Raw genomic sequence first — 12,380 nt, 5'->3', positions numbered from 1 at the left:
CGAGTGTAAACTGATGAAACGGTAGGTTGGTACTCGGGAGTTTATGATATATGTGAGGTTGTCAGTTGCTATATTCTCGGTTGAAAACTCTTCAGCCCGTGTTTTGTAGTAATCTTACTACTACTATCTATATATCATTTATATATTTTATTGTATGGGAAATATAAGAAGTGAGATTAGGTGTTACAAGCTGTTATAGACAGTTATAGGCAGCAAGGATATTTTCTTTATAAGCACAAACAAAGAGAAGAGGACGAGCCATCTCGACGGCCTGTTAGCTGATTAATATCTATAATTGAATCCGTATCTGAGCTGTTTACAGTCTCTATCTCCATGTTATTCGCATTACTCTATCCTCTAGCCAACGGTTAGCCGGGCTCAGACAGCCATCGTGAGCCATTTACACTCGACACCCGGGGTGTGTGTGGTACCATCCACAATCCGGGAAGTTAGAGAAGGTGGCCACGGTCGATCCATCTAGGAATCGTCGTCGTTCGGTGGCCGTTCGGCAAGCCGATCAAACCGTGACTGTGCCCGTTCTTTCCGATTGCGTGTTGTTTCGGCGTCGTACTCTAGCTCCAGAATCGCTCCGCTATCATCCCCCGTTATCTGGAAGATCGCATCGACGTGATCGCCACCTGCCGGGAGGTCGTCCCGATCGATACCCTGTTCGTCGACGACATCGCCGTCCTGTTCAAGCAGGATCACCGCAAGATCGTCCTCAAACCGATCGAGAACGCCGATATACTGTGATGTCGTCATGAGTACGATTCCTCGATAACGACTGTTCCTGATCCATCCGTGATGATAACTGTGTCTCCACCATTGTTCCAGACCGCCGACGATCGGCCCCAGTAGAGGTCGGTCGCTGTGTCCGTGCCACGTCCTGTGTGAACCACGACCTGCGCTCCAGCGGTGAGTTCGACACCACGTGGGATCGTGTAGGTGTGATCGGCACTATCCGACACGGTCCACCCAGACAGATCGAGTGTCCTCTGCCCCGTGTTTTCGAGAACCACATATTCGTCGTTCAGATTCTCGTTGTCGTTTCCATCGGCGTCGGCGTGGATCTCGGCGATCGAGAGTGACGTGTTCGTATCGCCCGCCGTGGAGTCATCTGCCTCTGGCGTGGAGCTATCGGATGCGTCGTCGTCGGGCGTCACCGGCGCAGCCGTTCCAGACGCCGGAATTACGACCCGATCGGTGACGCCGGTATCAGCAGCAGTCGATATCGGCTCGCCGTCTCGAAGCGCAGCCGCATCGGTCGGCGCGTCCCGCTGCGTCGCGACCGTGATTGCCGATCCGTTACTGGTCAGTCGGACATCGCCATGTGTCCCGGTCCAAAAGGTTGGCACGGCTGTGTTGAATCGCCATACAGCAGCGAGATAGGCCGCTAAATCAAAGGAGCTGAAGCGGGAGAATGCGGTTGTCTATGACGCAAATCTCCCGCTTCATCGGGGAAGTTGTGCCGGTTGCTCAAAGAGTTACTGGCGATGGAGGCGAATCCGCCGCCCCGGACGGTGGCGGCGGATTCGCCGACTATGCACTCGTTTCCCTTCACTGTCTGCGGATTTACCTCGATTCATCGTACCGCATGACGATCGACCTGCTCAAAGAGATGCCACAAATAACCGGGGAGATCGGCCTCAACGCGGCCGATCTCCCCGCACCGTCCACGTTGTGTAAGGCGTTCGATCGGATCAGCATGAGCGTCTGTCGAGTGCTGCTGCGCCAGTCGGCGCAGCTGCACGATCTCTCTGAACACGCCGCGATTGACGCCACGTTCTACGACCGCTCACCAGCGAGCCGCCACTACTGCCAGCGAATCAGCTACCGCGTTCAAAAACTCAAAGTCACAAAACTCGTCGATACAGCGTCTCAAGCCGTCCTTGACGTTCACTGCTCAACGAATCGGGAAGGAAGCGACGCAGACCTTGCTGAGCAGATCGCCCGCCGGAACGCGGGCGATCTGCGGTCTCTCGCGGCCGATAAAGGCTATGACAAGCAATCGCTTCGTGAAGGATTACGTGAGATCGGGATCAGACCGCTGATCAAGCACCGTATCTTCGCTTCGTACGATCACGCCCACAACGCTAGAATCGACGATAACCGCTACAATCAGCGCTCTATGACCGAAACTGTGAACTCGGCTGTGAAGCGCTCGCTCGGCTTCGCCGTGCGAGCGCGGTCATGGTTTCGTGAGTTCCGCGAGATCGCGCTGATGTGTGTCGTCTATAACATCAAGCGCTTCGTCAAACAGTGAATCTCTACGCCTTACAGCGATTCAACACAGCCGTTGGCACCGACCGCTGATCGAGGCGCGTAAGCACTTCCTCATGAGGGTGGCCGTACTGAGAGTCGTACGCACTCGACACGACCGCAACGCGTGGTGACACAGCCTCGAGGAACGGTTCACTCGTGCTCGATCGACTCCCGTGGTGGCCTACGGCGAGGACGGTCGCGTTCAGCTCATGACCGTACGTCTCGACGAGATACTCTTCACTCGCTGTCTCGCCGTCACCGGGCAGCAGGAAGCTGGAGTTGCCGTACTGGAGATGGAGCACGATGCTGTTCTCGTTGCGATCGCCGTTCGCGAGGTATCCCTCGGGTGGCGCAAGCACCTGCGCGTCGACGCCCTCGACGTCGATCGTGTCGCCGGCGTACGTCTGATACAGGGTCACGTCGTGTTCCTCTATCGCATCAAGGTACGACTCGTAGGTTGCCGAACTCGCCGCGATTCCGGGGTCGTACACCGCGCCGACGCCGTCGCCGTCTGTCTCATAGTGCTCGATGATCGCCGCGTGCCCGCCGATATGGTCGGCATCCGCGTGTGAGGTGACGAGGTGGTCGATCCGCGTGATGTCTTTCGCTTCGAGGAAGTTGATCACGCCCGCGCCGTCATCCCGCCAGTCGCCGGAGTCGATAAGGATCGTCTCCCCGGTCGGTCCGATGATGAGTGTGCTTGACCCCTGCCCGACGTTCAACATGTAGACCGTGAGTTCGCCGTCCGGCGTCGTGACGTTCACTTCGCCGGCGTCGCCGTCTGTGTCGACCGTCGGTCCTTGTCCCCCACCGTCGTCGACGACGCCCGCACAGCCTGCGAGAACCACGAGTATACCGACCGCCACCAGTCCAAGACACCGTCTCCGAGACATACCGTTGTGTCACCAACTGTCGGGTTAGTCTTACCCCTTGTAGGTGGCTTTCCATACTGGCGAGCTACCTACAGAGCGCAGTGTGAACACGCCAAGGAACTCTCTCAGCTAAAATCTCAAAGCAAATTTCGTGTTCTACAGGCTGTGCGGGCCGAGTGTCTCGAGGCTTGACCCCGAGGCGGTTCACGGTCGAATCATATCGTCGACAGCGTCTGCGATGAGGTCCATACCTTCGTCGGTGAGTCGTCCCCGTGGAAGAGTATCGTCTATACTGGAGAGAGGGATCGTGTAGATCGCCCACGGGAGGACGTACGTAGTCTTCTTGAGGTGAGCATTGTTGATGACATCGTTCGGGAGAACAGGCGTTGAGTGCTTGTACCGCTCGTCGGCCTTCGTGCCGAGACAAACGACAGTTGCTTCCTCTTCCAAGTATGGCCGGTCAGCATCTGAGATGACAACGACGGGCCGTGGGTTCGTATGAGCTCCCGTCGGGTCGACCGCAAAGACGAGACTGCCCTGAAAATACCATGTCATATCGAGTCGCTACGCCTGCTCGGAGTCGTCGCCGCCCTCAATCCAGTCTTCGGGTGCCGGTTCTTCGTTGGCACTGCTGTGCTGTCTGGTCTCGGACTGTGTGTTGCTCGTAGGGTGGTCATCCGTTTGCTCGATATCGTCAGGAGTGAAGTCATCGTTGTAGCGGTCGGTGAGGGTCTGAACTTGAACGAGGCCGCGGGCAAATCGTCGGAGGTCATCACGACTCTCGAGGGCGTGGTAGTAGCCGTCAGCGGTCTTGCCGATGTCGCCGTCGTTGAGAAGACGGGTGAGTGTGCCCGTGATACTTCCCTTTGGGATGTCATCAAGCCGACTGTGGATCTCGGAGGGTGTGAACCCGTAGTTGGGGTTCGTATAGAGAAGACGGATAATGGCAGCCTTGTTCGTACGCGGGTTGATCTGGACGTCGTCGGATGGGTCGTGAGTTCGAAGGTCGACGGGCATGGTGGATGTCTTCTTGTAGTTGACTGTAGGCGATTGTAGGTGATAACTGTTTGGGGAATTGAGGCGCTGAGAATCAACCACGTGTCAGACTAGCTGCCTCCGTGAATCGCCCTAAGTATCATCTATTCATGAACCCCTCCAACGTCTCGTCACTCATCCCTGTGAGATACTGCCGAATCTCCCCCTCGCGCCACCCAATGGGTGCCAGTATGCTCTCAACCGCTCGCACGACGGCATCTTCGTACCACCGGGCGTCGTACCGGTCGAGTCCTCATACTCTAAGCGGACGCGTGACGCGCCGCGATCGTCCGCGTCAACGACGACGTATCGGACGGTCTGCCCCGGTGCCAACCCTGCGCCCTCGATCCGTGCCCGCTTCAACGCCGCGACGGTGAGCGCCTCCATCGAGTAGTCGTCGACGTCCTTCGAGACACGGTTGTCGACGACGAGTTCACTAGGGTCAACCGCACCCTCTCGTAACGCTCGGAGCCGGCGTCGAAGCACGTCACACACTGCCTCCGGCGACCGTGTCTCGTCGAACACTCTGAGCGCCTCATTCTGTACCTCTTCGACCCATGTCGACGTCGATCGTTGCCGGCCCTCGATCCCACGAGTCTTGATCGCGTCGCCGAGCCCGGCCTCGGGATACGCCTCTCCACGTCGCTTCCCGAAGTACCGCGTCAAGGCTCCGGACCCGGAGTTACGCAGTGGACAGAACGCCACCCACTGGAACGCACACTCGTACTCTAACTCGATGCCGACCTCGCCGCTCACCTCGCTGGCGACTTCCTCCAGCGGGCGTTGCTCCCGATCGTCGGCGGGCATCACCCAGATCGAATCGACGATCCCGTGGACGACCCGCCACCCCGCCCCCTCCAGCGCTGCCTTCGCGTCGAGGAGGATCTCCCGGGCGAAGGCGTTGATGGCTTCGTGACACTCGATCCGCCCGAATTTGGCGTTCGAGAACCCCTGATACCCGAAGCACGACATGAGAATCCACTTGATCGCTGACGACGCGGCTTCCAGCTGCTCGCGCTCGTCGCCGTCGGCATCGGGGATCTGCTCTTTGATCTCACTCCGAGCGTCGATGAGCGGGCCGAGCACCTCGGGCAAATATCCGTCGTCCTCGCAGATCGAGTAGCCGAGCCCCGGTACGTCCGCCGTCTCACAACACCCACACCGGACGGTCTCGGGAGAGATGTTCCGCGTCCGGATGATGTTCGGATACAGCGACGCGAAGTCGAGCTCATAAACGTTCTCGTGAACGCCCACGTCGGGGGCGAACGTGGTCCCACCGCGGTCGGCAGCGTCCAGCGTCGACGCCGACTTGAACAGCTCCGGACGCCACGCTCGCCACGGAACGAGCACGTCCCGCTGCCGGGCCTCACGAATCTGCATGGCCGTCAGCACGCGCCCAATCGACGCCCACCCGAGCTCCTCTAGCGGCAACCCGGAACGTGCAACGAGGTCCAGACACCCCTCCAACCCGGATTCGTGGTAGAAGAACGAGTTTGACTCGTCGACGATGACGCGACCGGGGACTGTGTACCGGGCCGGGGAGTGTCCTACGTTCCCGTACGAGGTGTATGTGGACTCGCCGGCGAGTTTGGTGTATCCCGGTCGGCGTCCGAGTGTGAACGCTACACCGTACGCGTCTGCCGTCTCGAACAGTAACGGGACAAGGTCGGCGGTCGATACGATAAGCACATCGGGATTGTGATCGTCGATCGCCGATTGGACGCCGTCGAGTACCTCTCGCGGCGACGACCCGACGCGCTCTCCACCGACGGTGAGCTGTGGGAGCGACTCAATCTCTGATTCGTGACTGGGAAACTCTAACCGAAGCGTTCGGAGGCCACGCACCGACTGATCGGGCGCGGCCCGCGTGTCTGTTTCGAGGCAGAACCGCAGCTGCCGCGTGAAATCGATATTGTAGCAGGTGTACGTGTCCGGCTGATCGAACTGTCGAACCCGCTTTGCGATCGTTCGAACGGCCTCGATCGACGTGGCATCGATCCGAAGGAGTGGGCGAGCACCCGTCCGGAACGTCTGCCGGTGCGACTCGACGTCGAGGTCGGCGACCGCTTGTTGGTCGTCGAGAAACGACTGCAGCTCGGCGAGCGCGTCCGAGAGCCCGTCCCGGCTCGGCGGTACCGGCTCAGGCCCGCCCCTCCGCCCGTACAGGTCGTCTGGTGCGTCACCGACGAACAACGTCGGTCGGTAGTCGTCGTGGACCTCGCGAGCAACACCGTCGGGTGTGAGCGTCCACTTGGCGACGCGACCGTCTCCGAGGTAGTCCAACGTGAGGGTCACGGCTCTCCGTCAGTGAGCTCGTCGACGCGTGCCTCCAGTTCGCTGATCTGCCGGTCCTGTTCGATCGCGATCGCCATCCACATCGGGGCGAGTGGATCCGAGTGGTTGAGGGTACCTGCGGCGTCCGCGTGGTCACGAGCGTACACGAACAGGTGGTCGAAGATGTCCTGATCCTGTCGCCGAAGCGCCCGGCGGTACGCACCCCACTCGTCTTCGATCGCGCTCAACTGGTCGCGATAGGTCGGATTCGTCCGCCCCATTACTGGACCCCAAGGGTGAGAATAAAACGAGTATTTGAGTGGCTGGTGTCTGGGAGCTTGTGGAAAGTCAGACCTATTCTATTTTGTGAACATATCCCGTAACCCCGATCCTAACGGTTTTGAGTATTTCGACAGAGATACCGCTTCATAAATGGACTGGGAGTGTAGTCCCTTCTACAGCGTCAGTGGGTGTCTATTCTTCGATGACCATGTCGGCGTAATCGAGTGCCCGCTCGAAGTGTTCCCTATCATTCGTCACGATACGCCCCCACTTTGCCTTTTCTGGAGTTAGGACTGGGTTGTCACCGCTGATATCGGGGACGGGGAGATACGCACGGTGGCCGTCGACGCCGACGAGAACACGCTGGGTGATCGGCGAATCGTTTAGGTAGAGCCAGAACGAGTAGCTCGTCGCGTCTGGATTCGGAAACCCGTCGATCCAATCCTCCTGAAAGTCCTTGACAGCGGTCCGTCCCTGTTCGATCCGGACTCGAACGTCGCTGTTGTTAACCCACACGGGGTGATGGACAGGATCGTTCGGATCGCCGCCGGCGTAGGAGCTATTCGCGTCGTGCTTTCGCCATTCACTCCACGGCCGGGTGTGGAAGTATTCGAGAACCTCGTCTCGGGAGGGTGTTTGGTCTAACACAGCCTATACGTCAACCCGATGGGGTATATAGATAGGGTGCCTGTCGTACCGGAACTCAGCAGATCGGCGACGCTAACGGGGATCGCGGCATATATCTGTTAACGAGGCGGCACGCCGCGACTTAATTTTGCCTCAGTGATTAGACAGCCACTCTCCGGCAGTCGATGCGTTGCTTGTCGCCCATGTTACCCCTGATTCACTCTTTTTTGTCACGATGATCGAATCATTGGAGCCTGTGTTTTCGCTTAGTGTGTCTCGAATATCATCTGCTGACTCTGTAGACTCCACGAACCAACAGTCGTCAAGAGGGTGGGCGGAATCTCCGAGCGCCTCAATTGCTTCATACAACTGTTCATAATCTTGTCCGGGGCTGTTCAGCGTATACGTGATCTGGTAAACAGTCACAACCAATTGAACGTATTGCTTTCAAATAATATTGACCTGACTGGAGTGAAAGTAATATTCCAATCAAAGAAACGCCCGAAGGAAAGGCCTTCCCAAGGGAACAAAAGGGGGGTTGAGTGGGTCTCAGGCGCGGCAAGGTTAAGTTGCGAACGACAGAAAATGTGCACGGGATTATTTCATAAAAATCAAAGAGTAAGATATGAGCGGTGATAGTCAGATTTCCTATGAGATCGCTCAAATATGCAGATGTATTCGGTTCGATATTGATCTACTTACGTAATATTATAATCCGAGACGGGCACGCTGTTCGTAACTGACACGACATGGAACCGATTACACTTCGTCTTCAACCGCCACTTGCTGAGGAGCTAGAACAGGAGGCTAAAGAGAGTGGATTCAGTAGTCGATCAGAATACATTCGACATCTCTTGCATCACCGAGAGACTCTCAAGCAGAATCCTCCGATCGGAATTGGTCAGATTACATCCGACACCGAATTTCTAGATCAATCAGTAGATTCTCCCGAAGAACTCTTCGAGGTGATTTCAGAAATGGAGGATCGGATCGATGAGCTTGAACACGAAGTTGCTGATCTCCGGACGGTGATTGATGAACCAGAGGAGGAAGCTGACGAAAATCCTCAAGAAGATGACTTCGCTGCGCTTGATAGGTGGCTTCAGGAGAATGGACCGCAAAGTGACGACGCTCAAGAGATTCTACTTACTGCTGCTCAAATATTGAACTCCGAAGGCCCCCTGAAGACTAGTGAGCTGAAAGATCGTCTTGCAGAACGTTATCTTGAGGAGTCAACTTACGCTTCTGTAGATACGTTATGGGCCTCAACCGTCGAAAGACTCTATGAAGTCACACCTGGATTTGAGAAGCCGGGGTACGGAACTTATGACTTTGACACCACACAGATCAAAAAGCAGATCAACTAACTAGCACCACGGTGTGTGGCATCCGCCGGGAAGTAACACGCTCACGCTTATACTGGGACACGGCATACTACGAAAATATCCCCTATGTGGAGTCAATACGATTTTGAAGCCATTGAAGCCCTCTACGAGGAAGTCGCCGAAGACTACTCCGATCCCAACCACCAGCACGGCGAGCACGCTCGAGTGCTTCTTACGGCCACACAGAACCTCCACGATACTGATACTACCCTACGGCATGTACACGGCGATATTATAGGCGACAAACATAAAATGCAACTGTTCTATCTTCGCAGAGGCGTCAGAACACTCTTTTCAGTATATCATGCCGTGAAATACCACCACTACAGCGCAGCATACTCTCGGATCCGTCTGCTTCTCGAATTGTATCTTGTCGTGAGAGAGATGAACCGGAAGCAAGAGGAGACGAAACAGACGTTCCAGGATGCACGGTACGAAATCCGGGAGAACGAGTACGGCCCGTTTGATTCTCTCCCGTTCGCAGATTATGTGGACGGACTTCGACGGCATCTTCTCGGTGAGCTCACCGACGAGTATGAGTCGCTGGATATGTTAGTCGGCCGACTCAGCGATTTCGGCGCGCACCCCACCTCTATTAAGACGCCACAGAGAGAGTTAGAGCACGTTGACATCCTTGAGGAGAACATTCTAGGTTTCGCGCTCATGTTCACATTTGGTCTCGCCGCGCAGTACACACGCACGTTCGAAGACACTCCGATTGAGCGTGCTATACGGGAGGATATGGATACAGTATTCGTCGCTGTACTGTGGCAAGTCGGGTCTCTCCCCGAATTTTTCGCCGAAGATCTGGATTTCGGATCACAGATTAGGTAACACCCAGTGTCTCCTGATAAATCAACAAAACCCTAGTTCGGTATCTGGGAGAGGTCCTTTGACTGACCTAACCGATATTTTCACATCATTCTGATCAGCAGATGAATATTGCCGCTGATGTCGGCTCAATTCGCGCTGTATTGGTTAACCCACAGACCGGATAGATGTCAGAACATGTGGGGTGCTATTGATGCTGTCTCCCGTCGCTGTGAGTCGTTACTGAGGGCTTACGACCTCATCACAGCGCAGGCACTCTACCCAAATCCCAGTCGTCCCGTTGTCTTTCTCGTATTCTACTAGAACGTGTGCACCAGAGAGATCCTCATTTCACTTCGGACAGCTTCCGAGTGTTGAATCGCCGATTATCAGGGGAGGGAAGGGAGCGTATGACATATCCCTTCCACCCGAATGTAGGATAATGATTGGGTGTAAGCCTTGTGTGGAATCGTATGGGAAGTGCACCATTATCGGTGGATTCTGCTTAGTCGTCACAACTAACTCGCTTGCGACCGACTCTCGGATGATGGGTCTCCGAACGGTACTCACTCGTGCGCTCTTTGGGACCGATCCCACGGTCATCGTTGAGTGCCGTCACTGTGGGCTGACCGTCTCCTCAGAGACCGACTCGTGTCCAGCGTGCGGGTCGATAGACTTCTGTTGCTACGAGATTCCAGAATAGGCAGTACCGCTGAAATTCTCGACAATTGAGACGAAGCCTCTGCTAAATACAACGGTGTAGTTAGCACGGGGACCTCGTTATTTTCTCCACATGATCTCTGAATCATCCATTAGAATATCCCTGTGTACTCAGGTCTGAGTGTCTCTGGATTGCGGATCAATCAGTTGCCAGTAAACGCTTCGAGTGTCCCTTCAGTGACGCCCGAACGGGAATGAATCGTGACGAAATCGTTCTCCTTCATCAGCGTCTCTCCAGTTGGCGTAATCGTTCCCTCGTCACGGTTTATTCGCACGACCAACACATCGGAGGGAAGAAGTTCTTCCTCGTTTGCTTCTTGGAGCGTTTTCCCGGCGATCGGTGCTTGTTCTCTGACGATAACTTCGACGACATCGGCGTCGCCAGCCAGACCTGCGACTCCAGTGACTGGTGAGGCTACTTCTTCGTCACGAGGCCCGAATGGAGAATATGGACGGAAATACTCTCGGTGGATCAGATCCTCGTCGTCGATTTCGATGCCGAGTGAAACAATCCCCTGTGCGATCCGCGTGAGGTCATCAGTATCAGTCCCGACGACCGTAATTCGGAGATCTCCTTTCCCGGACATAATCTCCCGAACGTTAATGACGCCCGGAACATCGAGGACACGCTGAGCCATTTCTTCCCGGTCACGGTTTCCCGTACTGCAGACGTAGTGGTTGGTCAGCCGTCCATCGACTTTCTGGTAATCAACATCGGCGTGGTATCCACGGATCACCCCTTCCTCTTCGAGTCGTCGAATCCGATTTCTCACAGTTGGCGCTGAGACATCGACCTTCTCCGCGATATCAGGTGCGGAGGTGTGTCGGGCCTCCTCGGTCAGATAGTACAGGATCTTCTCGTCAATCGTATCGATCTGAAGAGACATATTTATAGGACAAAATTGGCCCCGTAGAGTTATTTAAATTGTCGTTAGGTGACTGTTTGATATTCGGATTAATTTCCCCAATCAACCAATAGTCCATTTGCTGAAACTCTGATTAGTCCGCTGTAGACCTCTCGACGACAGTCATAATCGAAAAGAAAGAAATATAGGTTTCAGTTACTGAATCGTTTGTTAATGCGGTGGATATTTATTGTCTCGTGGTAAGACTCCGTATATGATATTCATTCGCGGTGCACCAGCGACAAACACGAATCATTTCTCGACTGGCACGCCTCGCGAACCGGAGGGGGCCGATCGTTTCCCAAGACGGAGGTGAGACGATGAGCGACGCTGATAACGATCCAACGCCACCAGACGACCTTTCCGAGATGCTGATTCAGCGGATTGATGCGTTGGAGCTCCCTGAGTTGAAATCACTCTTATCGTATATTGAGCGGCGCATCGAATCGCTTCGAACGTCAATCGAAGCGGAGATTGAAGCGAATACTGCCGGAGAAGTTCTCGAAATCGAGAATCACGGGGCATACGCACTCGTGCGAAAGCATCCACCTGATCCGGACGGTTCTGGTGTGAATACGGATATTACTTCACTGTATCACGTTCGACGTGAACACCAGTTGGACGGGGCGGAATCGCTACACTGGGCGTTTCTTGGGGATGTCCATAACACAACGGAGGCTCGGTGCGAAAGCTGCGGGCGGACGTTCGACCGTGAGATAGACACCTGTCCGAATTGCGGTAGTGATGATGTCGCTACCGAGACGGAGGAATAACCCATGTCTAAATCACTAACCGGCCATCTCGTCGTCCCAGTTGTGAATGAAGAGGATGCACGAGCGACAGCACGTATCCTCGACACCTACGAGTATGATCGAGTAACTGTTGTTCACGTCATCGAGAAGGGTGAAGGGGTTCCCGATAAGCTGCCGGTCGAACAGGCGGAACAACGCGCTGCGGATTCGTTTGCTGCGTTTCGAGGCTTCATCCCGGAGGCAAATGAGGAAATAGCCTATCGGAGAGATGTAGTTGGAGCCATTATCGATGTCGCAGCGGACGTGGACGCCAGTGCGATCGCGTTTCGCCCCCGTGGTGGGAACCGACTCATTCAGTTCTTGTCTGGGGACACAGCCCTCAAGCTGGTCACAGACGCGGACCGTCCGGTTATCTCCCTTCCAGAAGAGGACGAAGGCGAATGATGGTCGATTTGA

At 55.5% G+C, this 12,380-nt stretch carries 13 protein-coding genes and 1 pseudogene; 5 read left to right on the top strand and 9 right to left on the bottom strand.

Annotated features, from left to right (window positions below):
• Window positions 1–477: 477 nt before the first annotated feature.
• Window positions 478–762, bottom strand: a complete 285-nt coding sequence (locus JIN95_RS15995) for a DUF3006 domain-containing protein (protein WP_200532190.1) — start codon at window positions 760–762, stop codon at window positions 478–480.
• Window positions 759–1,163, bottom strand: a complete 405-nt coding sequence (locus tag JIN95_RS16445; RefSeq protein WP_200532189.1) for a lamin tail domain-containing protein — start codon at window positions 1,161–1,163, stop codon at window positions 759–761. The genes JIN95_RS15995 and JIN95_RS16445 overlap by 4 nt, the downstream gene beginning before the upstream one ends.
• 269 nt (window positions 1,164–1,432) lie before the next feature.
• Here JIN95_RS16445 and JIN95_RS15985 point away from each other — a divergent pair, with 269 nt between their 5' ends.
• Window positions 1,433–2,263, top strand: a complete 831-nt coding sequence (locus JIN95_RS15985; protein WP_200532188.1) for an IS5 family transposase — start codon at window positions 1,433–1,435, stop codon at window positions 2,261–2,263.
• 4 nt (window positions 2,264–2,267) lie between these two features.
• Here the strand turns inward: JIN95_RS15985 and JIN95_RS15980 are convergent, their stop codons facing one another.
• The 6 genes and pseudogenes from JIN95_RS15980 to JIN95_RS15955 form a co-directional block, all read right to left on the bottom strand.
• Window positions 2,268–3,128 (bottom strand): ComEC/Rec2 family competence protein, encoded by an 861-nt coding sequence (locus JIN95_RS15980; RefSeq protein WP_321169273.1) that lies wholly within the window; start codon window positions 3,126–3,128, stop codon window positions 2,268–2,270.
• Window positions 3,129–3,338: 210 nt separating this feature from the next.
• Window positions 3,339–3,689 (bottom strand): type II toxin-antitoxin system PemK/MazF family toxin, encoded by a 351-nt coding sequence (locus JIN95_RS15975; RefSeq protein ID WP_200532186.1) that lies wholly within the window; start codon window positions 3,687–3,689, stop codon window positions 3,339–3,341.
• Window positions 3,690–3,698: 9 nt separating this feature from the next.
• Window positions 3,699–4,151, bottom strand: coding sequence for a MarR family transcriptional regulator (locus tag JIN95_RS15970; RefSeq protein WP_200532185.1), 453 nt, complete (start codon window positions 4,149–4,151; stop codon window positions 3,699–3,701).
• 118 nt (window positions 4,152–4,269) lie between these two features.
• Window positions 4,270–6,464, bottom strand: a pseudogene (locus JIN95_RS15965) (type B DNA-directed DNA polymerase).
• Window positions 6,461–6,724, bottom strand: a complete 264-nt coding sequence (locus JIN95_RS15960) for a hypothetical protein (protein WP_200532184.1) — start codon at window positions 6,722–6,724, stop codon at window positions 6,461–6,463. The pseudogene JIN95_RS15965 and the gene JIN95_RS15960 overlap by 4 nt, the downstream one beginning before the upstream one ends.
• A gap of 193 nt (window positions 6,725–6,917) precedes the next feature.
• Window positions 6,918–7,373, bottom strand: coding sequence for a hypothetical protein (locus tag JIN95_RS15955; RefSeq protein ID WP_200532183.1), 456 nt, complete (start codon window positions 7,371–7,373; stop codon window positions 6,918–6,920).
• A 728-nt stretch (window positions 7,374–8,101) separates the two neighbouring features.
• On the opposite strand from JIN95_RS15955, the gene JIN95_RS15950 reads away from it, so the two are divergent.
• The gene (locus tag JIN95_RS15950) at window positions 8,102–8,719 is read left to right on the top strand and encodes a ribbon-helix-helix domain-containing protein (RefSeq protein ID WP_200532182.1); all 618 of its coding nucleotides are present in this window, start codon (window positions 8,102–8,104) and stop codon (window positions 8,717–8,719) included.
• Window positions 8,720–8,803: 84 nt separating this feature from the next.
• Entirely contained in the window at window positions 8,804–9,571 is a 768-nt protein-coding gene (locus tag JIN95_RS15945; protein WP_200532181.1) for a hypothetical protein, read from the top strand.
• Between the two features lie 839 nt (window positions 9,572–10,410).
• Here the strand turns inward: JIN95_RS15945 and JIN95_RS15940 are convergent.
• The gene (locus JIN95_RS15940) at window positions 10,411–11,154 is read right to left on the bottom strand and encodes an Lrp/AsnC family transcriptional regulator (protein WP_200532180.1); all 744 of its coding nucleotides are present in this window, start codon (window positions 11,152–11,154) and stop codon (window positions 10,411–10,413) included.
• Window positions 11,155–11,492: 338 nt separating this feature from the next.
• Between JIN95_RS15940 and JIN95_RS15935 the strand changes: the two genes are divergently transcribed.
• Together JIN95_RS15935 and JIN95_RS15930 are read left to right on the top strand one after the other, a co-directional pair.
• Window positions 11,493–11,945, top strand: a complete 453-nt coding sequence (locus JIN95_RS15935) for an anaerobic ribonucleoside-triphosphate reductase (protein WP_234699404.1) — start codon at window positions 11,493–11,495, stop codon at window positions 11,943–11,945.
• A gap of 3 nt (window positions 11,946–11,948) precedes the next feature.
• Window positions 11,949–12,368 carry a universal stress protein gene (locus JIN95_RS15930; protein ID WP_200532179.1) on the top strand — a complete coding sequence of 140 codons (420 nt, stop codon included), beginning with the start codon at window positions 11,949–11,951 and terminating at the stop codon, window positions 12,366–12,368.
• Window positions 12,369–12,380: the final 12 nt, after the last annotated feature.

The organism is Halorubrum sp. LN27 (assembly GCF_016635065.1).
Lineage (GTDB): Archaea > Halobacteriota > Halobacteria > Halobacteriales > Haloferacaceae > Halorubrum > Halorubrum salipaludis.
The sequence above is the reverse complement of the archived record's forward strand: the minus strand, read 5'-3'. Positions and strand labels throughout refer to the sequence as shown.